Genomic DNA, 26,261 nt, shown 5'->3' on the forward strand with positions numbered 1-26,261 from the left:
TTATTTTTACATAATATTAACACTGATACGATGATTTCACATTGACATTTTAACGCCTAAAGGCGTTTTATCAACTATTCTTATAGCTAAAGTTAGGAGTTTATGGCGTTAGTGTTGTAAAATTTCTCTGTTGCCTTTGGCGTTTCTTGGGGATAGAAAGCCTTGAGCTTCTAATTCATCGGTAATGGTGGCGGCTTGGTTGTAGCCGATTTTTAATTGTCGTTGTAAAAAACTCGTAGAAGTGATCTTTTTTTCTAAAATCACCGCTTTAGCCCTTTCTAGCATGTCATCACCTTGATAGCTAGATGCGTCTAAAGGCATGCGCGATTCTTCTAAAAGGAAATCTTTATCGTATTCTACTTCTTTTTGGGCTTTAATAAAATCCACGATTTTTTTGATTTCATCTTCAGTGGCAAAGGGGGCATGCAAGCGCACTAACCCGTTCGCGCCAGGGGGGGTGAAGAGCATATCGCCCCTTCCTAGTAAGCTTTGCGCCCCATCGGTGTCTAAAATCACTTTAGAATCAATTTTAGTGCCTACCCTAAAACTCACCCTTGAAGGCAAGTTGGTTTTAATCAAACCGGTCACGACATCCACGCTTGGGCGTTGGGTCGCTACAATGAGGTGCAAGCCGCTCGCTCGCCCCATTTGAGCGATTCTAGCGATAGGGAACTCCGCTTCTTTGCCCCCTGTCATCATCAAATCCGCTAATTCATCAATCACTACAATCAAATAGGGGAACGCTTCAACGCCATTGTTTTTAGCTTGCTCATTATAAGAATCAATGGTTTTAACCTTGTATTCGCTCATTAAAGAGTATCGGTGCTCCATTTCTTTAGCCACGCTTTGCAAAGCCCCTATAGCTTTTTTAGGGTCAGTGATGATGGGCGTGAGTAAATGAGGAATGTCTGCATAAATGCTAAATTCTACCATTTTGGGATCGATCATCACTAATTTGAGTTGCTCAGGGGGGTTTTTATAAAGTAAGGATAAAATCATTGCATTCACGCCCACGCTCTTACCGCTTCCTGTCGTGCCGGCGATGAGTAAGTGGGGGAGCTTTTTTAAATCCGTGATGAAAGGGTTACCCACAATGTCTTTGCCTAAAGCGAGAGTTAAAGGCGAGCTGGATTTTTGAAACAACTCGCTCTCTAAAACTTCTCTTAAATAAATAATTTGGCTTTGGCTATTAGGGATTTCAATACCAACGACATCCTTACCTTTAATAGGGGCTTGAATGCGAATGGATTCAGCGCATAAAGTCATCGCTAAATCATCGCTCAATCCTAAAATACGGCTCACCTTAACATTAGGGGCTGGGCGGAATTCAAAGGTGGTTACAATAGGGCCTGAATAAGTGCGGATAATATCGCCATCAATTTTAAAGGTGCGCAGCTTGCTCAATAGATCTTGGATTTTTTGATCGATCTCGTTTTCATCTAAAGAAGTGTCCTTCAAACAAACCGCATTCAATAATTGCGTGGTAGGAAGTTCATAATTGTTGGGTTTTTCCACTTCGCCATAATCCAATCCGTCTAATATTTCTTTATTTTCGCTCAATTCTTTAACCATAACGGGTTTTTTAGCGCTTGTGGGGGTTAAGTGAGAGTTTGGGGCATTTTCTGGCTCTTTTTCTTTCATGTTTTCTTTCATGTTTTCTTTCATGTTTTCTTTCATGTTTTCTTTCATGTTTTCTTTCATGTTTTCTTTTGGGGGGGTTTCGTCTATGTTTTCTTTTATGTTTTCTTTTTTAGGGTTTTCTTGTGGATCGTCTTTTGTTGGGGGGTTAGTGGGGGTTTTTTGGTTAGGATTTTCTACTTGGTTGCCATTTTTTGTGCTGGGTGCATGCGTGGGTGTGGTAGGCGTAATGGGCGTAAAAGTTTGGGGCGTGGGTTCTCTTTCTTTAGTTTCTTGTTGGGGTTCTTTTAAAGGGGGGGTAGTGGGGTTAAACCAATCATCAAGTCGGTTTCTTTTAGGGTAAATGGTGTAAGTGGGGGGGTGAGAGGAGATTTGAACCAAGCCTTCTTGCGGCTCTAAAGCGTTTAAGGTCGTGTTATAGGGGGTAGGGATCGCTAAAAACGATTCTTCGTTGGGGGTGTTGTGGTTTAAGGTTTCATTGCTAGAGTTTTCTTTGGGGCTTTCTTTGGGATTTTCTTTGTCGTCTTGGGTTTCTTTTTTTTGAAAATCTGGCGAGGTTTTTTCAAAATCCTCTTTTTTGGGGGTAAAATCAAGGTTAAAAGCCTGCAAGCATTGTTGATAAATCTCTTTTAAAAGGTTTTGTGTTTTATTGATATAAGGATAAAAAACGCTTTTAGGGGGCAGTTTGAATAAAATCAAATAAGAGATGACTAGCATGAGTATTATAAGCGCATAAAGCCCAAAATCCCCTATAAAAGGGCGTAAAAACAAACGCGCGCTGTTGCCGATTTCCCCTTGATTCAAAAGGCTAGACTGCAAAAAAAGCAAAGACAAAATGCCTAATAGATGCCCTAAAGTTTTTTCTAAAACGATTTCTGTAAAAGGGTTTTTAGCCTTGTATAAAAGAAATAAAACCCACGCTAAATAGGGTAAATTAATGAATGAAAGATACCCAAAATATTTTTTATTGATTGCGGCAAACCACACCCCAAAACGCCCCACTAACCCGCTATTACCCAGCCATGAAGATAGGGTCAAAAACACTAATAAAACCCCTATGATTAAAGCTAAATAAAGTTTTTTAGATTTCATAAATTACGATTACACATATCTTTAAAGGAGCAATATTCACAATTTTTAATCTCTGAAGTTTTTTTAAAATCAATTTCTTCCTTGAGCTCGGGGATAAGAGAATACACTAAATGATTTATTTTAGCCTGTAAATAAAGCCCATCTTCTTCCACTAACTCGCCCTTCCTCAAATCATAAAAAAAGGCTTTTATAGGCTCTTTATAGCCTAGATTTTTAAGGGCATACGCATAGATAGCCATTTGATAATCGGGGCTGATTTGAGCGATTTCTATGGGGCTTAAGTTTTCTCTTTGTTTTTTACTCATGTTGTCTAATTGCAATTCGCTTTTGAATTTGTAATCTAATAGAATGATCTCATTGTCAGCGCTCTTGTCAATGCGATCGATGCGCCCTTTAAAAAGAACGCCTTCAATGGCCGTTTCAAAGCTTTTTTCAAGATCAAGAATGGTGATTTTTTCACTAAAGCGTTGTTGTTCTTTTTTATAAAAAGCTTGGATTTTTTCAATCGCTACCAAAGTGTCTAAACGCTCTTTAGGGGTGGTGTTTTCTTTTTTTTCTAAGAGCTGGATGAGCCTTTCTTTTAAGAGATTGGGGGATTTATTTTTTTCATAAGCTTCTTTCAATAACTCATGGAGCAAACTGCCTACCGTGCTATTACTTTCATCTTTAGAGCTTTCTCTAAAACGCTTGATATAGTGGTAGTAAAAACGGCGCTTGCAAGCTAAAAAGGTGTTTAATGAGCTAGCGCTAAAGCCAAAACCTTTAGGGATAGTGGCTTTGATGTCTTCTTCTTGATAGTCTTTTAAAGGGCTTGTTGCAAAAAGCGTGTAAGCGTCTTTGATAGGCTTTAAATTCAAATCCAATTCCAAAAGCATGTTGGAGGCTTTTGAAGTTTCGCTCTCTATGTAAGAAAGCACCATTTCTTTAGAGTTTTTAAAGAGTTGGTAGTAATAGTGTTTTTGTAAATTTTTCTTATCCAATAAAGTGGGGAGGTTGAGCGATTTTCTTAAAGCAGAGTTTAAAAACAAATCGCAATCTTTGAGATTAGGCACGCAAGATTCGTTAAAATCCGCAATGACAATTTTATCAAATTGCATGCCCCTTGTCTCTAAAGTGTCCATGACTCGTATTTTACCCCCACTAGAATCATCTAAACGGAAGTTAGCTTCAAATTCTTGCAAATACAAATGCAATAAATCTTTAAAACTATAGTTTTTAAGCGTGTCTTCTAAAAGATGATACTGGTGCATGATTTGAGAATGCGTTTCTTTTAATGATGCTTGTTCTTTAGAGCTTTGTTCTTCTAAAAGCGAGAGCGTGAGATTTTCTAAATCCAATAGAGCAGAAGCGCTCAAACTACCATCATTGTTTTCTGAATCTTCTAAGATTTTTACAAGCTCTGTATAATAAGAGCAATTTTTAGCCCCTAAACCCATAGCGAAATTCAAATTATTGTTTTTGTCTAAAAGCTTTAAAAAAGGCAAAAAATCCGCATTGGGCGTGATGATCGCCATTTTATTAGGATCGTTATCTTTTTGCAAATATTCTTCTATGGTTTGCAAAACTAAAGCGCTTTGTTTTAAATAACTAGAGTTTGCATAAAGCTTTGGCTCTATTTTTTGATCATTAGGGGTTTGAGAAAGGATTTTTTGGGTTTTAAAGTCAATGGAATAATTGCAATCTGTCTCTAATTTGAGGTTTAAAAATTCCAAAAATTTTTGATTGTATTTATCGCAAGATAGGTGTAAAGTGATAGGCACTAACTCCGCCACTTCTAGCAGACATTGCCTTTCAAAAACACTCATAAAGCCGTCTAAATGCCATTCAATGGAGGAAAAATGCTCAAAAAATTCTTTTAAAATAGCGGGCTTTTCTTGCATGATTTTGTCATAAAAGCCTAGTTTTTCTAGCTTTTTGATGTAGCGATCATAAATCATTTCTAAAATTTCTAAATGCTTTTCATAATCCAAGTAAATGTCTTTAGAAGAAAGTTCGTTGAGTTTGATGCAAGCAGAGCTCAATTCATCAAACAAATCAAATAAAAAAGAAGTGCTTTCCAAATACCCTAAAAAGCTGTTTTCAAAAAGCAAAAGCCCTTCAAGGATAGAGCCTTTTTCTTTAGCGATCGTTTTAATAGTGTCTATCATTAAAATTTGGCTCACGCTTTTAGGGATTTTCTTTTTATTAGGGATGTAAAAAGCCTGTTCAAAAAAGCTCCCCATGCTCATCGCATTAGGCAAAAACCCTTCGCCTTGCTCTAAATAGAAATGTTTCAAACGCCTAGTGGAGCTAAAAACAAACAGGGGGGTTTTTTCTAAAAAAAGTTTTTCTAAATGCATGCGTTGAGTAACCTTTTTGCTTGATTAGTAATATTTTCAACGCTAAAGCCAAATTTTTCAAAGAGTTTATCGCCCTTTGCTGAACTCCCAAAAGAATCCATGCAAATGATCTTATCCGCAAAACGATACCACTCTATCGCGCGGCTCGCTTCAATGACTAAAACTTTACCCTTAAAGAGCGTTTTAAGATAGCTTTCATCTTGCTCTATCAACAAATCAAAGCATGGCACGCTGATGACTTGAGTGGGGATATTTTCTCGCTCTAAAATTTTAGCGCTCTCTAGAGCTAAAGAAACCTCACTCCCGCTTGCAACGAGCGTGATCACAGGATTTTTAGAGGGGTGTTTAACATACGCCCCTTTTAAAACCTGCTCTTTAGAGACTTCATCTAGCACGGGTAAATTCTGGCGCGATAAAATAAAAGCGCTAGGGGCATTCAAATTGAGTGCTGCTTGCATGCAAGCGGTATTTTCAAAAGCATCGCTAGGCCTGAAAGCATAGAAATTGGGCAAAGCACGTAAATGGCTCAATTGCTCTATGGGCTGGTGTGTCGCTCCGTCTTCGCCCACACCAATGCTGTCATGCGTGAAAATAAAAAGGGCTTTTAATCGCATTAAAGCGCTCAAACGCATGCTTGGCATTAAATAATCGCTGAACACAAAAAAGGTCGCGCAAAAAGGCACAAACAAGCCATACGCCGCTAAAGCGTTAGTGATAGCCCCCATGGCATGCTCTCTGATCCCAAAATGCAAGTTCTGCCCTAAAGGGAAATCGCTAGAATGTTTTAAATGCGTGTTATTAGAGGGGGCTAAATCCGCACTCCCTCCTAAAAAGCCTTCGCATTCTTTAGCGATAGCGTTTAAAATCATGCCGTTACTCACCCTAGTGGCTAGAGATTCGCCTTGTTTAAAGGTGGGGTAATTAATGCTATTAAAATCAAAATTCTTTAACGCATGGATTTTTTCTTTTATTTTAGGGCTTAAGGATTTTTCCCATAAGGCTTCTAAACTGATACCCCTAACTTTCACCTCTTCAAAATGCATTTTGTTTTTGGGGCTAATTATAAAGCTTTCATTAGGATTGATGCAAGCGTTTTCTTTGGATTGTTTTAACACTTCTTTATTCAAGGGCGAGCCATGCGTTTTTTCACTCCCCTCTAAGCCAATGGCTCCCTTACCAATAATCGTGTGAGCGATTAAAAGCGTGGGTTTGGTGGATTTTTTGGCTGTTTCTAAAGCGTCATGAATGGCTTGATAGTCATGCCCATCGCATTCTAGCACTTCCCAATTTTGCGCTAAAAAGCGCATTTTAACATGTTCGCTAAAACTAATATTAATAGCGCCTTCAATGCTGATTTGGTTACTATCATAAATCACGATGAGGTTATCAAGGCGAAAATGCCCGGCTAAAGAAGCGCTCTCATAGCTAATGCCTTCTTGCAAATCCCCATCCCCACACAAGCAATAGACTTTATGAGAGATCGTTTCTTTATCCAAAAGGTTTTGAGCGTATTGGCTTGCCATGCTAAAGCCCACAGCGTTAGCAAAGCCTTGCCCCAAAGGGCCTGTTGTGATTTCAATGCCTTCGGTGTGGTGCAATTCGGGGTGTCCTGGGGTTTTAGAGTGCAATTGCCTGAACTGCTTTAAATCTTCTAGGCTCAAATCAAAGCCCCACAAATGCAACAAGCTATAAGCTAACGCGCTCGCATGCCCTCCGCTAAAAACCAACCTGTCCCTATTGAGCCATTTAGGGTTGGTGGGGTTGAGATTGAGGTGCAAGCTTAAAACCACCATCACATCAGCCAGCCCCAAGCACACGCCCGGATGCCCGCTATTGGCTTTATCTATCATGTCTGCGCATAAAAAGCGAAGCGTGTTGGCCATGCTTTTTAATCGTTCCAAATCAGCGTTACTCAATTGCATCAAATTTTTCCGTTTTTAAGGTTTTTAAGAGTCATTTTAACACAAATTACCTCAAAATCTCTTTGGCCATTAAGATGTCTTGTTGGATCTGGTTTTTAAGCTCTTTTAAGGAATGAAAATGCATGTTGTCTCGTATTTTTTCAACCCAACGCAAAGCGAGTTCTTGGGGCGGGTTTTCTATGATAGTATCAATTGCATGGCATTCTATGGCGAAGTTTTGATCCGCGCTTAAGCGATTGCCTATAAAACTCACGCTTTTTTGATAGGTTTGATCTTTTATTTTCACCAAACTCGCATACACCCCAAAGCTAGGGAGGATAAAATCTTTGGTTTTTATATTTAAAGTGGGCGCTAATTCTTTATGCCCCAAACCTTGCCCCTTAATGACTTCCCCGCACACTTCATAAGGCCTGCCTAAAAGCTTGTTGGCTAAAGCCAAATCGCCATGATCTAGGGCCAGTCTTATGGTTTTAGAATGCACGCTAATGTTTTGGACTTTCACTTCAGGCACAATAATGCTTTCTTTAAAATGCTCTTTTAAAAATAAAGCGTCATTTTGGCGTTGGTATCCAAACTTGAAATCATAGCCCACCACCAAGCGTTCTAAATTGGGGAATTTCTTTTTTAAAAGTTCTAAAAAATCCAGAGCGTTTAAGCGTGAAATCTCTTCTAAATACACAAAAAATAAAGGCATGTTCACGAGTTTAGCGCGGTATTTTAGGGGGGTTAAATAGCCTTTAGTGTAATGTTTTTTTTCTATGACTAAAAGGGCTTTAGGATCTTTTAATTCTTTAAAAAGAGCCTGATGCCCTAAATGCAAGCCGTCAAATTTACCGATCGCTAAGCTTTTAATTTCAGGCTCGCTTGAAATGGATAAAAAATTCAACATTCCCATTTTTCCCTTTCACTAAACTTTCTTGGATCTTTAAAATCTGAAAACCCTTTGTTTTTAAATGGTTTTTAAAGTTTTCTAAAGCGTTTAAAATGGCTTCTTTATCCATAACCACCCCCTTTTTATTGCGTTTTATTTTTCTGCCCACTTCAAATTGCGGTTTGAAAAGCATCAAAAATTCATTACTTAAAGGCAAAATCGCTTCTAAAATACAATATAAGGAAATAAAGCTCACATCGCAAAGCGCTAAATCTATTTTTTCGGTCGTTTTAAACGCTCTAATGTCGCATTCTTCATAACATTCTATGCGTTTGTCCTTTTTTAAATTTTCATCTAATTGCATTTTCCCCACATCCACGCAAAGCACCTTTTTAGCCCCTTTTAAAAGAGCCATTTCGCTAAAACCCCCCTTGCTCGCTCCCACATCTAAAACAACCTTTTCTTTAAAATCTATCAAGTGGTTTTCTAAAAAAGCCCCTAATTTTTCCCCAGCCCTGCTGATGAATAAATTTGTGGCGATTAATTCAATTTGATCGTTCTCTTTAATGATAAAAGAGGGTTTAGAGATCACTATTTTATTGACTAAAACCTGGTTTTTTAAAATTAGCGCTTTCGCTTTTTCTCTGCTACTCACTAAATGTTGGTCAAATAAGGCGTAATCTAGGCGCATTAAAATTGAGGTAGGGGGACTTGATAAGCGAAATTAAAAACAATCTTGCCTAAACTATAGGCATCAAGTTCTAGTTTAGCTTCTTGCACCGCTAAATAATCTAATTTGTCAAAAGCGAGCAAAAAGGCTCTACTCCACCGGTTCGTGGTTTCTAAAATGCCATCAAATTCATCTCTTATGATTTCTCGCACCCATAAAGGTTCTGAGCCTGTAGGTTTTGTGCCAAAAAGCTCATAAGAGATATAGCCATCATCTATCCAGTCGTTATTTTGCGTGAAAATCTCCACTAAAAAATACTCATGGTCATAGTAAGTGCCGCTATCCACATCGTTTAAATGCGTGGCGATCGCCGTGATGATAGGGACATTATCTTGGGTGATTTCGCCTTTCCTGCTGGCTTGAATCTTTTTTTCTAACACTAAGTCTAGCGTGTAAGTGTCTTCATTAAAATTGCTCACACACCCCAAACAAAAGAATAAAAACACTAGAAGTATTGAGAGATTTTTCAAGCCCATTCCTTGCTAAAACCCCTACCATTTTTAGCTAAAATAAAATCTTTATTATAACTAAAAGGGGGTTTTATGCCAAAACAATGCCGACACTTGCTCCAAACCAGCGATTTGAGTGTAGATGAAATCAAGCTTTTATTAGAAAAAGCGAGCGTTTATGCGAACGATTTTAATGCGGTTTCTTTAGAGGTAAAAGAAAAAATGCACAATAAGATCATCGTGGCTTTATTTTTTGAAAATTCCACTAGAACGGTGTCTAGCTTTGAAATCGCAAGCCTAAGGTTAGGGGCGAAAATGGTGAAATTAAACATGCAAACAAGCTCCACTTCAAAGGGTGAAACTTTAATAGACACTTTTAAAAATATCCATGCCATGCAGCCTGACGCTATCATCACACGGCATGCCTTTTCAAGCGCGCCTTTTAAATTAGCCGAATTTTCACAATGCCCATTAATTAACGCAGGAAGCGGCGTGAGCGCTCATCCTACCCAAGCGTTATTAGATTTACTCACCCTTTATCAATATTTTGGCAGTTTAGAAAATTTGAAAGGGAAAAAAATCGCTTTTATAGGCGATGTGAAAAATTCAAGAGTGGCTAATAGCAATATCAAATTGCTCCAAAGACTAGGGCTTGAGATCATGCTGTGCGCTCCAAGCTCCATGCTCCCTAGCGTTTCCTTAAAAACGACGCATCACATTGAAGAAGCGATAGCATTCGCAGACATTTTAATGAGTTTGAGGACCCAAACCGAACGCCACAATACGCCTATTTTTGCGAGCTTGAAAGATTATGCTAACGCTTATTGCATCACTCAAAAACGCTTAGATGATCACGCTAAAAATAAAGAGGTGATCATTTTGCATCCAGGCCCGGTGCATAGGGATATTGATATAGAAAGCGCGGTGTTAGAAGATAAGCGATCTAAAGTCTTAGAGCAAGTCAAAAATGGCGTGGCAATGCGCATGGCGGTGTTGGAGTTTTTGTTAATAGATTGATTATAAAACTTAAAAAAAAATAAATATATTAGAAAGCTTGATTTTAATCGAGCGATAGTCTCTTTAAAAAAGCGGTTTTCTTGGGTTAGGGGGGGTTTAGTTGGGGGTTAAGGGGAGAATTATTTCAAAATACCCCCTATCCCTTTAAGAGAATAAGTTTTGTTTTAAAATAAAATTTAAAACGATAAAAAAATAACAAAAACCCTTTTTTAAAAATAAAAAGGTTTTAATTGTCTGTATTCAATAAGAACAAATCTTAACTTTTTAAGTTGATAGGTGTAAAAATCCCACTTTGGTTAAATTTTGATTTACTTTCTCTCATTTTGTTATGAAACTAAAAAAATTTTTCGTTATAATCAAAAATAGTTGAGTTAATTAAAAGTAAATAAATAGCTTGATTATGTTCTTTGTTTTGTAGATTAGTTAAGAATCGTATAGTCTTTAAGCCATAGTCTTTAAGATGTATTTGCTATTAAAAGGATAAAAATGAAAAATAGCGCGCCTTTAAAGAATAAAGTTTTTTGTGGGGTATATTTTTTAAGTTTAAGCGCTTCTTTGCAAGCGTTTGATTATAAGATTGAAGTTTTAGCGGAGTCCTTTTCTAAAGTTGGCTTTAATAAAAAAAAGATTGATATTGCTAGGGGGATCTATCCTACAGAGACTTTTGTAACCGCTGTAGGGCAGGGCAATATCTATGCGGATTTTTTATCCAAAGGCCTTAAAGATCAAGGGCATACTTTAGAGGGAAAAGTTGGCGGCACGCTAGGAGGGATCGCTTATGATGATACCAAATTCAATCAAGGCGGCTCAGTCATTTATAATTACATCGGTTATTGGAATGGCTATTTAGGGGGTAAAACAGCCTTGCTTGATGGCACGAGTATCCATGAGTGTGCGCTTGGGTCTGATGGCAAGGTGATTGATTCTATAGCGTGCGGGAACGCTAAAGCCAATAAAATACGCCGTAATTACTTGATGAATAACGCTTTTTTAGAATACCGCTATAAAGATATTTTTTTAGCTAAAGGGGGGCGTTACCAATCTAATGCTCCTTATATGAGTGGTTACACGCAAGGTTTTGAAATCAGCGCTAAAGTTAAAGATAAAAATGAGGGAATCCATAAATTATGGTGGTTTAGCTCATGGGGTAGGGCGTTCGCTTATGGGGAGTGGATTTATGATTTCTACTCTCCAAGAACCGTGACTAAAAACGGACGCACTTTGAATTATGGCATCCATTTAGTGAATTACACTTACGAAAGAAAAGGGGTTAGCGTCAGCCCTTTTTTCCAATTTTCTCCCGGAACTTACTATAGCCCTGGGGTGGTTGTGGGCTATGATAGTAACCCTAATTTCAATGGCGTGGGCTTTAGATCAGAAACCAAGGCTTATATTTTACTCCCTGTCCATGCCCCCTTAAAAAGGGATACTTATCGTTATGCTGTGAAAGCTGGCACCGCCGGGCAAAGTTTGCTCATTAGGCAACGATTTGATTACAATGAATTTAATTTTGGGGGAGCGTTTTATAAAGTGTGGAAAAACGCTAACGCTTACATAGGCACGACAGGAAACCCTTTAGGCATTGATTTTTGGACCAATAGCGTTTATGATATAGGGCAAGCCTTAAGCCATGTGGTAACTGCGGATGCAGTCTCTGGCTGGGTTTTTGGTGGGGGCGTGCATAAAAAGTGGCTGTGGGGGACTTTATGGCGTTGGACTAGCGGCACTTTAGCCAATGAAGCGAGCGCGGCTCTTAATGTGGGCTATAAGATCAGTAAGAGTTTGACAGCGAGCGTGAAATTAGAATATCTGGGCGTGATGACGCATTCAGGCTTTACGGTGGGGAGTTATTTGCCCACACCCGGATCTAAAGCGCTTTATTCTGACAGAAGCCATTTGATGACAACCCTTAGCGCTAAATTTTAATAGATAGCCTTAAGCTGTTTATTAAAGCGTTAAAAATCCCCTAATAAAAACACTATAATACGAGTTTAATCAAATCCAAAGGTTAAACATTTGAAACTCTTTTTCAGGCGTTATTCTAAATATCTTAAAGAGCATTATAAAAGTTTTATAGTGGTTTTATTTTCTTCTTTAGTGGTGGCTTTAAGCACGGCTTGGGGGACTTATTTAGTCAAGCCTACTCTAGATGAGATTTTTATCAATAAAGACACTCACATGCTCAAAATCTTACCTTTTTTAGTGGTTTTAGCGTATTTGGGCAAGAGTGGGGGCATGTATCTTGGCACTTATTTCACCAACTTCATTGGGCTTGATATTATTAAAAAATTACGCAACACCATGCTAGAAAGCCTTCTCAAAATGGAGATGGATTTTTTCAACAGGACTAAAAAGGGCGAGTTGATCGCAAGGATCACCAACGATATAGGATTGATTAGAGCGAGTTTGTCTAATTACCTTTCAGAAAGCATAAGAGAAGGGCTAACGATTATTGGATTAGTGGGAGTGGTGATCTATCAAAGCCCTAAATTAGCGTTAGTGGGGCTAGTGATCATGCCGCTAGCCGCCATTCCTATTGGTAAAATCATTCGTAAGGTTAAAAAACTCGCCAAATCCCACCAAGAGAGTAACGCCAAAATCACTGCTCGTTTGAGTGAAGTTTTTAATAATGTGGAAGCGATTAAAATCTCTAATGGCGAAAAATTAGAGCATAAGGCTTTTGTGAAAGAAAATGAAGCGTTTTTTAAAATCGGTATCAAAAATATCGCTGTGGCTGAGATTTCTTCGCCTTTAATGGAGTTTTTAGGATCGATTGCGATAGCGTTAGTGATTTATTTAGGGGGGAATGAAGTGATTAGGGGGCATATTAGCGTGGGGGCGTTTTTTTCTTTCATCACAGCCCTTTTTATGCTTTATACGCCGATCAAACGCCTAACTAGGATCGTTTCTAATTTTCAAGAAGCTTTAGTCGCTAGCGATAGGATTCATGAAATTTTAGAAAGAGAGCCGGCGATTATTGATGGGGTCTTAACGCTTGATAACGCCATCCACACCATAGAATTTAAAAAAGTATGGCTCGCTTATGCGCTAGATAACCAAGAGCGTTATGTCTTAAGCGATATTAGTTTGAAATTCCAACAAAATGAAATCATCGCTTTAAAAGGCGAAAGCGGGAGCGGTAAAAGTTCATTAGTGAATCTAATTTTACGCCTTTATGAGCCAAGCCAGGGCGAAATTTTCATCAATGATCAAAAAATAGAGAGTATCATTCAAAAATCCTTGAGAGAAAAGATTAGCGTTGTCACTCAAAGGGTGTTTATTTTTAACGGGAGCGTGGCTGAAAATGTGGCGTATGGTTTAGAAATTGATGAAATAAAAATCAAAGAATGTTTGAAAAAAGCTCAAGCCTTAGATTTTGTGGAAAAAATGCCTAATGGGATAGAGAGCGTTTTAGATGAATTTGGCGCCAATCTTAGCGGAGGGCAACGCCAAAGGATCGCTATTGCAAGAGCCTTGTATAAAGATGCACAAGTTTTAATCTTTGATGAGGCCACTTCTGCTTTGGATAGCGCCACAGAAGAAAATATCAAACAAAGCATTTTAGAATTGAAAGAAAACCGCTTGATCATTCTCATTTCGCACAATATAAGCACGCTCCAATTAGCCACTAAACATGTGAAATTAGAGCATGGGCGTTTGATAGAATGCTAAGGATTTTAGGCGTTGTTTTTATCTTTCTAGGGTGTCAGATCTTTAACACCACAACGCTCCATTTAAAATATAAAGACGCTCCTAAAAACAGCACTTTAAAAACCGCATTCACTTTAAACCCCCCTAAAATCTTTTTTAACGCCCATTTTGTGCCGCCCTTTTATCAAAAAGAATTTAAAAAAGCGATCACCCAGCAAATCGCTTATTTTTTAAGAGATAAAAAGGGTTTCACCCTCAATATTTCAGGCAATGTTTTCATGGCTTTTGAAGAGGGTTATAAGGATTTTAAAGCTATTAAAGAAAGGCTTAAAAAAACCATAGAGCCTAACGCCAACCCTAAAGATGTCATGCGTTTTTTAAACCTTCAAGCGAGCTTGATTTTAGAATGCGTTTCACCAACCGCTTGCCCGTTTGACACCCTTTTAATCCCCACCGCTCTCAGCGTGCCTGTTTATTACGCTAATCGTTTAGGCGATAACCCCTCTCTTTTTTCTCAAGAAGACAAATCCTATCATAACGCCCTGATCAAAGCCCTTAACAAGGCTTATTACTCCCTTATGCAAAATTTAGAAGAGCGTTTGAACGCTACAGAAAATGCAACATGGCTTTAAAGCATGAAAAAGATTTTATTTTTCATTTTTATTGTTTTGTTTTCGGTAGGGATTTATTTAATTTGGAATGTTTTATTGGAAAAATCTTTAGAATTGAAATTAGCCACCTCAGCTAACGATTTGCTTTTAAAATTGTTAGCGATTCTTGGCGTTTTTTCTATATTGGTGCTTTTTCAAGGCGTTATTTCTTCGTATAAAGAGCGCCAACTCAAACGCATTTTGCAAAAAATAGACGCCATGAACGGCTTTGAATTTGAAGAATATTCTAAAATGTTTTTCACTTCAAAGGGTTTTGAAGTGAGTATCACTCAAAAAAGCGGCGATTATGGAGCGGATTTGATTTTAAAAAAAGACGGCATCAAATGGGCGGTTCAAGCCAAACGCTACTCGCACAAAGTTTCGCCCAAAGCCATTCAAGAGGTGGTCTCTTCTAAAGCTTACTACGCTTGCGAAAAAGCTTGCGTGATCACTAACAGCTATTTCACGCAAGCGGCTCAAAAACTGGCTCAAGCTAATGATGTGCTTTTAATTGATAGGGACGAATGGGTCAGGTTTTTAAATGGGAAAAAATAATCCAATTAGGATAATTTTATATAACGCTTTTATTTCTATTGTTTCTCATTGAATTTTGTTGTAATTTCATGCGTTATAATATGAAATTTAGCACAAATTTCTACTTGGATAAGGTTCAATGATTCAGTCTGTTCGTATTAAAAACTTTAAGAATTTTAAGGACACTAAAATTGATGGTTTTACCAAACTCAATATTATCACCGGCCAAAACAATGCGGATAAATCCAATTTGTTAGAAGCGTTGTATTGTTTGGTGGGAAAATCCATGCACCCATGCGCTAATCTAACGGAAATTTATGACAATATACGCAAAGAGCCTTAGACTTGCAAATAAAATTCATAGCCAGTGAAAACCAAAAGGTAATAGAATCGCAAATAATACCCATAATAGAACAAACTCAAGTGCTCTCTCAGCTTAATTTCACTCTTAAAAAAAACAATAAAGAAATCTATAACGATCATTTGAATATTGCTAAAATTCCTAATTTTCCACCAATCCCTAATCAGTCAGGCTACAACAGGCAATTTAAGAATTTTGAACCCAGTCAATTGCAAAAACTTTTACCTTTTGAAAGCGCTGCCATCATAACGCCTAGAGATGTTGTTTGTGGGCGAGATAGCATTATTCAAGCAGTGAGCAAGATTTGCAGTAACAACCAATTAGAAGAAGAATTAAACAAACATCTTAATCAATTTGATAACAATATCCAAGCCATTAGTTTTAGTGCCAATAACCAACTCAAATTAAAAGTGAAAAACATGAAAGAAAAAAATCCGTTATCTGTATTTGGCGATGGTTTGATTAAGTATTTGTATATTGTAAGCGCTTTTATGGCCAATAATGCAAAAACGATTTATATTGATGAAGTGGAAAACGGCTTGCACTTTTCTCGCATGAGGTTATTGTTAAAAAATATTATTGATTTTATCAGTAACAATAAAGATGGTAATTTGCAAGTGTTTATGACTACCCATAGCCAAGAATTTATAGAAATTTTAGACCAAGTTATCAGAGAAAAGGATTTTGCACATGAAACTAAGTTGTTTTGCTTGAAGCGATACGATGATTTAATTGTTGCAGAGCCTTATTATGGAGAAAATTTATCTCTTTATTTCAAGAATAGCGCCAATCTTTTTGGAGGTAAAGAAAGGTTTAAGGAAAATAATTATGAGTAAAAAGATGCTCATTTATACAGAAGGACAAAGCGATAAATATTTTCTAAGTTGGTGTCTTGATGTTTGGGAATATCAAGCTCATTTTGATATATTCCCTTTAGATGGTAAAGATAAATTATTCTCAGATGAATTTTGTAAAAAAATCGAGAATATTTTAGATAATAAAAACCCAAGATACAAACAAGTGTGCATTATTTTTGATGCAGACATAAAAAAAGAGAATCAAGAAAGCGATGCAGGTTTTGATAACAAGCTTAAGTATATTCGTGAAAAACTCAAAGAAAAATCCAAAGAAAAAAAGAGTGATTTTCCAAAAGAACAGATCTTTTTATTCCCTAACAATCAAGATGATGGTGATTTAGAAACCCTATTATTAAAAATTGCTAAACACGATGAATTTCTTAAATGCTTTGAAAAATACTTAGAATGTATTAAAAGTAAAGAACATTATGAACCGATTAAAAACATAAGAAAAAGTAAGTGGTATGCCTATTTAGAAGCGCTTGGATTAGAGAATTTGACAAAGGATATTTTTGATAATAAAGGTAAAATAAAAAAACAATGTAAAGGAGAATATGAAAGACTAAAAGAAGTGATTGATTTTAACTCAAAATCTCTCATTCCCCTTAAAAAATTTTTAGAACAATTTGCAAAAAATAAGTAAAAAACAAACCCTAAAATCCAAGGTTCAATCTAATTTAAGCGGTTTTTTATTTTAAGCGGTTTTTTATCCCTCAACCCGCGCTCTTTAAAGGGAGTAACAAGTTCTCTCTTTTATTCTTTGATTTAAGAACTAGCTTAATGCCTACTTTTTTTTAAAATGTTTAACACCGCTCGCTTTCTTTAGGCTTTTTATATTACAATTACTCAAAAAATATTATTAAAGGCGTGCTGTGAAATTGTGGTTTCCTTATTTTTTAGCGATTGTGTTTTTGCACATCTTGGGTTTAGCGTTGCTTTTTATGGCTAATAACGCCTCGTTTTATGCAGCGGCGTCTATGGCTTACATGCTAGGGGCAAAGCATGCGTTTGATGCGGATCATATCGCTTGCATAGACAATACGATTAGAAAGCTCACCCAACAGGGTAAAAACGCCTATGGTGTGGGGTTTTACTTTTCTATGGGGCATTCAAGCGTGGTGATTTTAATGACCATTGTCAGCGCGTTTGCAATCGCTTGGGCTAAAGAGCATACGCCGATGCTAGAAGAAGTAGGGGGGGTAGTGGGGACTTTGGTTTCTGGGCTTTTTTTACTCATCATAGGGCTATTGAATGCGATTATTCTGGTGGATTTATTAAAAATATTCAAAAAATCGCATTCTAATGAACGCTTGAGCCAGCAACAAAACGAAGAGATCGAACGGCTTTTAACGAGTAGGGGCTTACTCAATCGCTTTTTTAAACCCTTGTTTAATTTCGTTTCCAAATCGTGGCATATTTATCCGGTGGGTTTTCTTTTTGGACTCGGTTTTGATACCGCTAGTGAAATCGCACTTTTGGCCCTTTCTAGCAGCGCGATTAAGGTGAGTGTGGTGGGCATGCTCTCTTTACCCATTCTTTTTGCCGCTGGCATGAGTTTGTTTGACACGCTGGATGGGGCGTTCATGTTAAAAGCGTATGATTGGGCGTTCAAAACCCCTTTAAGAAAAATCTATTACAATATCTCCATCACCGCCTTGAGCGTGTTTATCGCTCTTTTTATTGGGTTGATTGAGCTGTTTCAAGTCGTTAGCGAGAAACTCCATTTAAAATTTGAAAACCGCCTTTTAAACGCCCTACAAAGCCTAGAATTTACAGATTTAGGCTATTACTTGGTGGGCTTATTCGTGATAGCGTTTTTAGGCTCGTTCTTTTTATGGAAAATCAAATTTTCTAAATTAGAGGGCTAGATTAAGCCCTTAAATCATCGCCCAACAAATCTTTAAGGCTTTTGTTTGAAAAACTTGGCATAAAGGCTTTAGGGTTTGAAAGGCTTTCACTCAAATAAGCTAACAATTCCTTAATTTCGTTTAATTTTTCTTCCAAATAAGCTTGAAACGCATCCGCATTTTCTAACAAATGCAAAGGGTTATCCACAATAATAGAAAAAACTTCATCATGAATTGCAATGTTGAGCTGGGTGTCAAACAAAGGGGAGGCTAAAAACTGGCAATTTTCTACAATTTCTTGCAATTCTTGTTTAGCGATAGAAGCTTGCAAAGCGTCTTTATCTTCTAAACCCATGCTTTTATTGAAGAGTTTTTTGCAAGCGATTTGCAAGATTTGCAACGCTCCAACGCTCTCATTAATATTTTTCATGTCCCTATTGAATTGGGCGATTTGTTGGGATTTGTTTATCGCACTAGTTTTAAAATCGCTCACTTCAACATTGCCCAAATGCTTTTGAAGAGTTTTTAAAATATCCATAAAAAACCTTTTAAATAGAATTAAACACTCACAAGCATTTTTCGTTCCCTTTTTATGGAAATATTAAATAAGCCCCCAATAAGCTCAATTAAAAAAAGGTTTTAGGTATAATTAACGATCTTTTAGTTTCAAAGAGTAGAGAGATTGGATGAAAAAAATATGGCTTGTAGTGTGGGGTTTGTGTTCTTTGGTGTTTTTGAACGCCATAGAAACGATAGAAAAAGCCCCTAAAAATGCAGAGGATAGAGACAAAGCCCCCCATTTGTTGCTTTTAGCAGGGATTCAAGGCGATGAGCCTGGAGGGTTTAATGCAACTAATTTGTTTTTAATGCACTATAGCGTTTTAAAAGGCTTGGTTGAGGTGGTTCCGGTATTGAATAAGCCTTCCATGTTAAGAAATCATAGGGGCTTGTATGGGGATATGAACCGCAAATTTGCCGTTTTAGACAAGAATGACCCCGAATACCCCACTATCCAAGAAATTAAATCTTTGATTGTAAAACCCACTATAGACGCTATTTTGCACTTGCATGATGGCGGTGGGTATTATCGCCCTAATTATATTGATGCGATGCTTAACCCTAAGCGCTGGGGGAATTGTTTTATTATTGACCAAGATGAGGTTAAGGGGGCGAAATTCCCTAATTTGCTCACTTTTGCAAACAATACGATTAATAGCATTAACGCCCATTTATTGCACCCCATTGAAAAATACCATTTAAAAAACACGCATACCGCGCAAGGCGATACAGAAATGCAAAAAGCCCTAACTTTTTATGCGATCAACCACCAAAAGAGCGCTTTTGCCAATGAAGCCAGCAAAGAACTCCCTTTAGCATCAAGAGTGTTTTACCATTTGCAAGCCATTGAGGGCTTACTCAATCAGCTTAATATCCCTTTTGAGCGCGATTTTGAGCTTAACCCTAGCAGCGTGCATGCTCTTATTAATGATAAAAGTTTGTGGGCAAAAATCAGCTCTCTACCCAAAATACCCCTTTTTAACTTACGCCCCAAACTCAACCATTTCCCTTTACCCCACAACACTAAAATCCCACAAATCCCCATAGAGAGCAACGCTTACATTGTAGGGCTAGTCAAAAACAAGCAAGAAGTGTTTTTAAAATACGGCAACAAGCTCATGACACGATTATCGCCTTTTTACATAGAGTTTGACCATTCTTTAGAAGCAGTGAAAATGCAAATTGACAATAAGGATCAAATGGTTAAGATAGGGAGCGTGGTTGAAGTGAAAGAGAGTTTTTATATCCATGCTCTGGATAATATCCGCGCGAATGTGATTGGCTTTAGCGTTTCTAATGAAAGTAAGCCTAATGAAACGGGCTATACGATTAAATTTAAAGATTTTCAAAAACGCTTTTCATTAGACAAGCAAGAAAAAATCTATCGCATAGAATTTTATAAAAATGATGCGTTTAGCGGGATGATTTTAGTGAAATTTGTGTGAATACGGATAAATCTCATTGCATTTTAATCTTCAAGGGTTTTGGTATTTTTCGCTTTAAACGAATAGGCGTTTTTAGCTTGATTTATTTCTAGCGTGTTGTCTTTGATTGTCAAATTAAAATTAGAATTTTTAATCAGGTCAAAAAGCGGTTTTTGATAGTAGAGGGTGGTGGTGTAGGTTTTATCATCAAGCGTTAGCTCAATCATATCGCTTGCATGGTTATAGTTTGCGATTAAGGCGTATTTTCGCTCTCTTTTATCCGTTATTTCTATGGATAGGGTCTCGGTGAAAAGATCCTTTTTAACAAAGCGTTTGATGATTTCTCTTTTCAATCATTTAAAAACAATAACATGTTTTGTTTTTAAGCGTAGGGTGATTTGAAAGGGGTAAATTTTAGTTTTAAAATCATTTGCTTTGATCAATCTAAAAGTGTCTTTAGCCGCTAACAATCTTTCTTGAAAATTTTCATGCTCGGTTTTAGCGCTATAGGTGTTCCTTTTTGTTTTTAAAAATATCAAATCATCTTGCAACTCAAACACAAACCTCTTTTTGAATTTCGCACCATTTTCTAAAGATTTATTTTCTGTTTTGTCTCTTTGGATTTCATCGCCCAAACTCATGGCTTTGCTTACCTTGTCGGTTAGCTTTTCTCTCAAGTAGTTGTTTTGCTCCGTAAAAACAAACCGATAAAACTCGGGCTTGTTGCCAAAAAACAAATCTTCCACTTTCTCATCAGTCTTACTCACCATGTGCTTGATAAAATCCTCTTCTAAGCTCGTCTCCGCTTGCGCAATCTCTCGCTTTAAGGCTTCTAGCTCGATCTCTTTTTCTTTGATACCCATGCTTATCCTTTGCTTATTGATTTGAAAACAATACAAAAAGCGAAAAAATTTTTAAGGGTTAGGTTTTAGTGAAAAAATCTAACCCTATTTTTTATTTCATTCTTTTTTAGAGCTTCAAAATGCAAAAACCTGCAAGATTAAACCCAACGCATTTATTTATATCAAACCACCCCTATATCAAACCACCTCTTGCCCAGCGTCCAATAAGGCTTCTTTAATCAAATCCTGTGTCGCCGGGGCGTCAAATTCTACGATCACGCTCTTTTTTTCCACGCTCACATCAATCAAATTCACGCCTTCAATTTCGCCCACAAATTTTTCAATTTTATCCACGCAATGATTGCAAGTAATGCTTGGCACTTGAAAAGTTACTTTCATTTAATGATCCTTAATTTTAAAATTCCTTAGCCTTTGGGCGTTTAAGACCACACTCACAGAGCTTAAGCTCATCGCTAAACCCGCAATCGCTGGGCTTAGCATGATATTAGCCTTATAAAGAACCCCACAAGCTAATGGGATAAACACGCTATTATAGCAAAAAGCCCAAAACAAATTTTCTTTGATATTTTTAATGGTCGCCTGACTTAATTGGATCGCGCTATAAACCGATTTAATGTCATTGTTAAAGCTCACAATATCCGCTGCTTGCACGCTCACATCGCTCCCCTTAGCCATCACCACCGCCACATCGCTCATAGCAAGGCTTGGGGCGTCATTCAAGCCATCGCCTACCATCATAACGACTTGCCCTTTTTCTTTAAGCTCTTTAATCTTGTTGAGTTTGTCTTGTGGTTTAGCGTTGCTGATATAACCATCTATCCCTAATTCAAGCGCGCATTTTTGGACATTGTTGAGATTATCCCCACTTAAAAGAAAAGTGTTAATGCCTAAATTTTTGATTTGAGCGATATGCTCTTTCACGCCTTTTTTCGGCAAATCTTCTAAAACAAACACCCCTAAAAGCTCGTCTTCTTTTTCATTAATCACTCTAGCTACAAACACTAAAATCCCGTTTTCTTGAATTTCTATGGGGTTAATGGGGTTAAAAAACTCGCTATTACCGACTTTGATAATCTCGTTAGCGCCTTGATAATCTGTTTTAGCGCTAATGCCAAAACCCGTTTTTACTTTAACTTCGCTAATTTCCTTTAAGGGAGCGTTATGTTCTTTAGCGTATTCTACAATCCCTTTAGCAATAACATGCTCGCTATTGTGTTCAATACTACTCGCTAAACTCAATAGCTCTAATAGTTCTATGTTGGAATGGAAGCTTTTAACGACAGGCTTGCCGTTAGTGAGCGTGCCGGTTTTATCAAAAACGATCGTATTGACTAGCCTTGCTTTTTCTAAACTTTTAGCGTCTTTAAAAAATAAACCTAAAGAACTCGCTTTTTGATTCGCCACTAAAATACTCATAGGCGTAGCCAGCCCTAAAGCGCAAGGGCAAGAAATCACTAAAACCGATACAAACACTTCTAAAGCGATGCCAAAATTCCACCAAAAATCAGGCTTAGGCGCGATGATGAGCCACACTATAAACGCTAAAACAGCGATAATCATCACGCTTGGCACAAACACGCTTGAAACCTTATCCGCTAAGCGAGAAATCTCTGCCTTTGAGCTTTGGGCGTTATGGATCATTTCTATAATTTGAGATAAAGTGCTGTTTTTGTTATCTTGCGTGGCTTTCATTAAAAAACTCGTATTGCTGTTGAGTGTCCCTGAAAAAACCTTATCGCCGACTTTTTTATAAACCGGTAACGCTTCGCCGCTTAACATGCTCTCATCTAATTCCCCTTCGCCCTCTATAATTTCGCCATCTACTGCAATCGCGCTTCCAGGGAGGACTTTTAAAATATCCCCCACCACGATACTATCCACTAAAACTTCAATTTGTTGGTTATTTTGCATTTTAAGGGCGGTTTTTGGGGCGTTTTTCATCAAGGCTTGCATAGCGTCTAGGGCTTTGTCTTTAGAAACATTTTCAACGCGTTTGCCCACCATCACAAACATTAAAATCACGCACACGCTTTCAAAATAATAATGCCCATAAGACCATTGGCCTGTATAAACGAGATACAATTGCCACAAGCTTGAAACTAAAGCCGCACTTGTGCCTATGGCGATAAGGCTATTCATGTTGGGCTGTCTGTGCCATAAGGCTTTAAACCCTTGAATGTAAAAATCCCTCCCCAAATGCATGACAATGAGCACGCCTATAAGCTGTAAGCATGCGTTTAAAAAATTACTATGATTGTTTATTGTGAGCAAACTTTTAGGTAAAAGGCTAGGGCTAAGCATCGCCCCCATAGAAAGATACACCACAAAAAGCGTGAAAATGACCGCTAAGATTAATTTAACATTAGGGTTAAAAAATTCTTTTTTTTCTTTGGTTGGGGTTTTTTTAGGGCTATAACCCAGTTTTTCAATGAGTTTAAAAATCTCGTCTAAATTGGTTTCATTTTCGTTAAATTCAATGTTAGCGCTCTTGTTTAAAAGGCTCACTTCTATTTTTTTCACAAAACTCTTACGCCCCAAAGAGCGTTCAATCCCGCTAGAGCAAGCCGTGCAAGTCATTCCCTCTATATAAAAAGATTCTTTCATGCACTCTTACTTTTATTAAAAATAATTTTTACCATTAAAAAGAGCCAACGAATGATGCCATAAATCAAATACAGCCCCATAAACACGCTTAAGGCTTCCAAAGGGCGCACAAACACTAACGATAAAAAAATCAACACTAAGATGAAAAGCTTGAGATTCCACTTGACTTTTTTGAAATTGGGGTAGCGGATATTGCTCACCATAAGCACCCCTAACAAAACAATAAAGCTTAGAAATAACTTTTCGGTATTTCCTTCTAAAAAATGGTATTTATTGTCTAATAACACACAAAGCACCACCAATACCGCCGCAGCAGGAATGGGGATACCGATGAAAGAATAGGGATCGCTTGTGTTGGTGCTGATATTGAATCGCGCCAATCGTATCGCTCCAAAAATCACAAACAACGCGCTCACCGCCATGCCTATGCGCCCGAAATTATACCCCACATAAAAGTAAGCAATAAGGCTTGGAGCCACCCCAAAAGCGACGACATCCGCTAAGGAGTCAAATTCTATACCAAATTTGCTAGTGGTGTTGGTAAGCCTTGCGACGCGCCCATCAAGCCCGTCTAAAATAAGACTCGCTACCACCAACCAGCATGCCATGACAAACTGATAGCTTGAAGCGTAAAAAATACTCATCATGCCTAAAAAAATACTGCTAGCGGTGAAAAGGTTAGGGAATAAATAGAGAGGGTTAATGGGCATCAGAGGCTCTTTGAATGGGTTTGATGGGGTATTTTAGAATAAGTAATCCTAAAATCAATTATGGGAATTAAAACCTTACAAGCGTTAAAAAAATTATAAAAAAAGAGCGTTAGAAACGCTCTATAACGCTGGTTGTAAGTAGCAAATTTGAAAAAACACAATCTAAGAAGAGATTTCAAGCAAACAGAATACCGATAATAGGGTTTAAAACCCTTATTAAAGATCTGTTTGAAAACCCACACTTTTAACTCGCTTGCTCTTCTAAAGGGATCAAACGGCTTTCTAAATTGTTAGCGACTTCGTATTCGCTGATGATTTCACGCACCCTTTCGCCTGTAATGACTTCTTTGTCAAACAACTCCTTGACCATGATTTCAATCGCTTCTTTGTAGTCGCTTAAGGTTTGTTTGACATGGTTATAGCGTTCTTCTAGTAGGTTTTTAATGAAAAGATCCATTTCTTCTGCGGTTTTTTCGCTAAATTCCCTGTTGCTTCCATAACCACCTCCTAAAAAGGCGTTCCGTTGCTTTTCTAACACCATAAGCCCGCTGACACTGCTCATGCCATAGTAACTCACCATGCCTTTAATAATATCAGTCGCTCTTTCTAAATCGTTACTCGCACCGGTAGAAATTTCTTCTAAAAAGACATCTTCAGCCGCTCTTCCGCCTAAAAGCACATCAATTTCAGCGATGAGTTCGTGTTTTTGCATCAAGTATTTGTTTTCTTCAGGCGTGTTAAGGGTGTAGCCTAAAGCCGCCATGCCCCTTGGGATGATAGAGACTTTATTCACCCTAGCGCTCCCTTTAGTCATTTCAGAAATCACGGCATGCCCGCTTTCATGATAGGCAACAATTTTCTTTTCTTTAGGGCTGATGCGTCGGCTTTTCTTTTCTAACCCTGCAATCCCTCTTTCAATCGCTTCTTTTAGATGCTGCTGTTTGACTTCTTTGTGGTTGTTCCGTCCTGCTAAAAGCGCGGCCTCATTGATGATATTCGCTAAATCCGCCCCTGCAAGCCCTGCGGTGAGTTTGGCGACTTCTTGCAAATTCACATCATTAGCGAGTTTCACGCCTTTAATATGCACTTTTAAAATCTCCACTCTGCCGTTAAAATCAGGCTTATCCACTAAAACCTGTCTGTCAAAGCGCCCTGGACGCATTAAGGCCGGGTCTAAAATTTCAGGGCGGTTCGTTGCGGCTAAGACAATTACGGGTGCATTTTCGCTCCCAAAACCATCCATTTCAGCTAAGAGTTGGTTTAGGGTTTGCTCTCTTTCGTCATTCCCACTTATCATGCCTCCAGCCGCTCTGCTCTTGCCTATGGCATCAATTTCATCAATAAAAATGATGCTAGGGGCTTGTTTTTTAGCGGTTTCAAATAAATCCCTGACCCTACTTGCCCCTAAGCCTACAAACATTTCAATGAAACTGCTCCCTCCCATAGAGAAAAACGGCACATGTGCTTCGCCGGCCACCGCTTTTGCCAAAAGGGTTTTACCCGTTCCTGGAGGGCCTACTAATAACACGCCTTTAGGGATTTTAGCCCCTAAATTAGCATAGCGATCGGGGTATTTTAAGAAATCTACGATTTCTACCACTTCTTCTTTGGCTTCTTCATTGCCTGCCATGTCATTAAAACGCACATTGGGTTTTTCAGCGTTAATGAGTTTTTTCGCGCTCCCCATGCCAAAAATACCCCCACCCATATTTTTTTGCATGCGGTTTGCCATAAACATCCATAGCCCTAAAATCACTAAAATAGGCATGAGCCACCCTAACATGTCCGTAAAAAAGTTAGACTCGCTAAAACCAGAATAATTGATTTTTTTCTCATCTAACAAAGGCACTAAGGTTAAATCAGGCACTCGTTTAGCGATATAAATCACACGATTATTGCCCTCTTTATGGCTGGCTTTAATCAAAGTTTGACCGATGCTCACATTTTCTACTTCATTATTATTGATGAGCTGTTTGATTTCATGGTAGCTCACATTTTTAGTGCTAGAAGCTAAGAAATTGTCCGAAAAACCGCCATCAGAATTGAAAGAGCGTAGAAAAAAGATGAGCAAAATCCCTCCAAGAACTGCAAGGATAATAGGACTTTGAAAAAAGGTTTTTTAGGTTCGTTCGTTGGTTTCATTA

The 26,261-nt window shown here is 37.9% G+C and carries 19 protein-coding genes and 3 pseudogenes; 9 read left to right on the top strand and 13 right to left on the bottom strand.

Annotated features, from left to right (window positions below):
• Positions 1-108: 108 nt before the first annotated feature.
• From AA977_RS01735 to AA977_RS01760, 6 genes are read right to left on the bottom strand one after another with little or no spacing between them, the layout of a single operon-like run.
• Positions 109-2,730, bottom strand: coding sequence for a DNA translocase FtsK (locus tag AA977_RS01735; protein ID WP_064434343.1), 2,622 nt, complete (start codon positions 2,728-2,730; stop codon positions 109-111).
• A complete protein-coding gene (addB, locus tag AA977_RS01740) occupies positions 2,727-5,069 on the bottom strand; it encodes an ATP-dependent deoxyribonuclease AddB (RefSeq protein WP_064434344.1) in 2,343 nt (780 codons plus the stop codon). Before addB ends, AA977_RS01735 begins: the two co-directional genes overlap by 4 nt.
• Positions 5,060-6,991, bottom strand: coding sequence for a transketolase (gene tkt / locus AA977_RS01745; protein ID WP_064434345.1), 1,932 nt, complete (start codon positions 6,989-6,991; stop codon positions 5,060-5,062). Before tkt ends, addB begins: the two co-directional genes overlap by 10 nt.
• Positions 6,992-7,037: 46 nt before the next feature.
• Positions 7,038-7,880: a bifunctional riboflavin kinase/FAD synthetase gene (locus AA977_RS01750; RefSeq protein WP_064434346.1), complete on the bottom strand. Its 843-nt coding sequence runs from the start codon at positions 7,878-7,880 to the stop codon at positions 7,038-7,040.
• Positions 7,846-8,553: a 23S rRNA (cytidine-2'-O)-methyltransferase TlyA gene (tlyA, locus tag AA977_RS01755; protein ID WP_064434347.1), complete on the bottom strand. Its 708-nt coding sequence runs from the start codon at positions 8,551-8,553 to the stop codon at positions 7,846-7,848. Before tlyA ends, AA977_RS01750 begins: the two co-directional genes overlap by 35 nt.
• Positions 8,553-9,068 carry a hypothetical protein gene (locus AA977_RS01760; protein WP_064434348.1) on the bottom strand — a complete coding sequence of 172 codons (516 nt, stop codon included), beginning with the start codon at positions 9,066-9,068 and terminating at the stop codon, positions 8,553-8,555. Before AA977_RS01760 ends, tlyA begins: the two co-directional genes overlap by 1 nt.
• A 66-nt stretch (positions 9,069-9,134) precedes the next feature.
• Between AA977_RS01760 and pyrB the strand changes: the two genes are divergently transcribed.
• The 8 genes and pseudogenes from pyrB (at position 9,135) to AA977_RS01800 (ending at position 17,979) form a co-directional block, all read left to right on the top strand.
• The gene (gene pyrB, locus AA977_RS01765; RefSeq protein ID WP_064434349.1) at positions 9,135-10,058 is read left to right on the top strand and encodes an aspartate carbamoyltransferase; all 924 of its coding nucleotides are present in this window, start codon (positions 9,135-9,137) and stop codon (positions 10,056-10,058) included.
• A gap of 486 nt (positions 10,059-10,544) precedes the next feature.
• Positions 10,545-11,984, top strand: a complete 1,440-nt coding sequence (gene hofB / locus AA977_RS01770) for an outer membrane beta-barrel protein HofB (RefSeq protein ID WP_064434350.1) — start codon at positions 10,545-10,547, stop codon at positions 11,982-11,984.
• A 90-nt stretch (positions 11,985-12,074) separates the two neighbouring features.
• Complete coding sequence (locus AA977_RS01775; RefSeq protein WP_064434351.1) at positions 12,075-13,730, top strand: ABC transporter ATP-binding protein; 1,656 nt, start codon at positions 12,075-12,077, stop codon at positions 13,728-13,730.
• Positions 13,724-14,341: a neuraminyllactose-binding hemagglutinin family protein gene (locus AA977_RS01780; RefSeq protein ID WP_033618053.1), complete on the top strand. Its 618-nt coding sequence runs from the start codon at positions 13,724-13,726 to the stop codon at positions 14,339-14,341. Before AA977_RS01775 ends, AA977_RS01780 begins: the two co-directional genes overlap by 7 nt.
• Positions 14,342-14,344: 3 nt before the next feature.
• A complete protein-coding gene (locus AA977_RS01785) occupies positions 14,345-14,914 on the top strand; it encodes a restriction endonuclease (RefSeq protein WP_064434352.1) in 570 nt (189 codons plus the stop codon).
• Positions 14,915-15,032: 118 nt separating this feature from the next.
• Positions 15,033-16,090, top strand: a pseudogene (locus tag AA977_RS01790) (ATP/GTP phosphatase).
• Positions 16,083-16,754, top strand: coding sequence for a DUF3226 domain-containing protein (locus AA977_RS01795; protein ID WP_064434353.1), 672 nt, complete (start codon positions 16,083-16,085; stop codon positions 16,752-16,754). Before AA977_RS01790 ends, AA977_RS01795 begins: the two are co-directional and overlap by 8 nt.
• Before the next feature lie 229 nt (positions 16,755-16,983).
• Entirely contained in the window at positions 16,984-17,979 is a 996-nt protein-coding gene (locus AA977_RS01800) for a HoxN/HupN/NixA family nickel/cobalt transporter (protein ID WP_064434354.1), read from the top strand.
• A gap of 1 nt (position 17,980) precedes the next feature.
• On the opposite strand, the gene AA977_RS01805 is transcribed toward AA977_RS01800, so the two are convergent.
• A complete protein-coding gene (locus AA977_RS01805) occupies positions 17,981-18,496 on the bottom strand; it encodes a flagellar FLiS export co-chaperone (protein ID WP_064434355.1) in 516 nt (171 codons plus the stop codon).
• 148 nt (positions 18,497-18,644) lie between these two features.
• Here AA977_RS01805 and AA977_RS01810 point away from each other — a divergent pair, with 148 nt between their 5' ends.
• On the top strand, positions 18,645-19,961 hold the full coding sequence (locus tag AA977_RS01810; RefSeq protein WP_064434356.1) for a M14/M99 family metallopeptidase: 1,317 nt from the start codon (positions 18,645-18,647) through the stop codon (positions 19,959-19,961).
• Positions 19,962-19,984: 23 nt separating this feature from the next.
• On the opposite strand, the pseudogene AA977_RS01815 reads toward AA977_RS01810, so the two are convergent.
• The 6 genes and pseudogenes from AA977_RS01815 to ftsH form a co-directional block, all read right to left on the bottom strand.
• Positions 19,985-20,803 (bottom strand): annotated as a pseudogene (locus AA977_RS01815) (hypothetical protein).
• 177 nt (positions 20,804-20,980) lie between these two features.
• Positions 20,981-21,181 carry a copper-binding metallochaperone CopP gene (gene copP / locus AA977_RS01820; protein ID WP_021436400.1) on the bottom strand — a complete coding sequence of 67 codons (201 nt, stop codon included), beginning with the start codon at positions 21,179-21,181 and terminating at the stop codon, positions 20,981-20,983.
• Positions 21,182-23,407 carry a copper-translocating P-type ATPase CopA gene (gene copA, locus AA977_RS01825; RefSeq protein WP_064434357.1) on the bottom strand — a complete coding sequence of 742 codons (2,226 nt, stop codon included), beginning with the start codon at positions 23,405-23,407 and terminating at the stop codon, positions 21,182-21,184.
• Entirely contained in the window at positions 23,404-24,117 is a 714-nt protein-coding gene (gene pssA / locus AA977_RS01830; protein WP_064434358.1) for a CDP-diacylglycerol--serine O-phosphatidyltransferase, read from the bottom strand. Before pssA ends, copA begins: the two co-directional genes overlap by 4 nt.
• Positions 24,117-24,359, bottom strand: coding sequence for a hypothetical protein (locus AA977_RS08050; protein ID WP_080472359.1), 243 nt, complete (start codon positions 24,357-24,359; stop codon positions 24,117-24,119). The genes pssA and AA977_RS08050 overlap by 1 nt, the downstream gene beginning before the upstream one ends.
• A 2-nt stretch (positions 24,360-24,361) precedes the next feature.
• Positions 24,362-26,259: pseudogene (ftsH, locus tag AA977_RS01835) on the bottom strand (ATP-dependent zinc metalloprotease FtsH).
• Between the last annotated feature and the right edge of the window lie 2 nt (positions 26,260-26,261).

Source organism: Helicobacter pylori (assembly GCF_001653455.1).
Taxonomy (GTDB): Bacteria; Campylobacterota; Campylobacteria; order Campylobacterales; family Helicobacteraceae; genus Helicobacter; species Helicobacter pylori_A.

What these genes read in the sequence shown, in the direction of transcription:
- AA977_RS01735 (WP_064434343.1), bottom strand. Translation starts at nt 2,730, where the DNA reads ATGAAATCTAAAAAACTTTATTTAGCTTTAATCATAGGGGTTTTATTA.
- addB (WP_064434344.1), bottom strand. Translation starts at nt 5,069, where the DNA reads ATGCATTTAGAAAAACTTTTTTTAGAAAAAACCCCCCTGTTTGTTTTT.
- tkt (WP_064434345.1), bottom strand. Translation starts at nt 6,991, where the DNA reads ATGCAATTGAGTAACGCTGATTTGGAACGATTAAAAAGCATGGCCAAC.
- AA977_RS01750 (WP_064434346.1), bottom strand. Translation starts at nt 7,880, where the DNA reads ATGTTGAATTTTTTATCCATTTCAAGCGAGCCTGAAATTAAAAGCTTA.
- tlyA (WP_064434347.1), bottom strand. Translation starts at nt 8,553, where the DNA reads ATGCGCCTAGATTACGCCTTATTTGACCAACATTTAGTGAGTAGCAGA.
- AA977_RS01760 (WP_064434348.1), bottom strand. Translation starts at nt 9,068, where the DNA reads ATGGGCTTGAAAAATCTCTCAATACTTCTAGTGTTTTTATTCTTTTGT.
- pyrB (WP_064434349.1), top strand. Translation starts at nt 9,135, where the DNA reads ATGCCAAAACAATGCCGACACTTGCTCCAAACCAGCGATTTGAGTGTA.
- hofB (WP_064434350.1), top strand. Translation starts at nt 10,545, where the DNA reads ATGAAAAATAGCGCGCCTTTAAAGAATAAAGTTTTTTGTGGGGTATAT.
- AA977_RS01780 (WP_033618053.1), top strand. Translation starts at nt 13,724, where the DNA reads ATGCTAAGGATTTTAGGCGTTGTTTTTATCTTTCTAGGGTGTCAGATC.
- AA977_RS01785 (WP_064434352.1), top strand. Translation starts at nt 14,345, where the DNA reads ATGAAAAAGATTTTATTTTTCATTTTTATTGTTTTGTTTTCGGTAGGG.
- AA977_RS01795 (WP_064434353.1), top strand. Translation starts at nt 16,083, where the DNA reads ATGAGTAAAAAGATGCTCATTTATACAGAAGGACAAAGCGATAAATAT.
- AA977_RS01805 (WP_064434355.1), bottom strand. Translation starts at nt 18,496, where the DNA reads ATGGATATTTTAAAAACTCTTCAAAAGCATTTGGGCAATGTTGAAGTG.
- AA977_RS01810 (WP_064434356.1), top strand. Translation starts at nt 18,645, where the DNA reads ATGAAAAAAATATGGCTTGTAGTGTGGGGTTTGTGTTCTTTGGTGTTT.
- copP (WP_021436400.1), bottom strand. Translation starts at nt 21,181, where the DNA reads ATGAAAGTAACTTTTCAAGTGCCAAGCATTACTTGCAATCATTGCGTG.
- copA (WP_064434357.1), bottom strand. Translation starts at nt 23,407, where the DNA reads ATGAAAGAATCTTTTTATATAGAGGGAATGACTTGCACGGCTTGCTCT.
- pssA (WP_064434358.1), bottom strand. Translation starts at nt 24,117, where the DNA reads ATGCCCATTAACCCTCTCTATTTATTCCCTAACCTTTTCACCGCTAGC.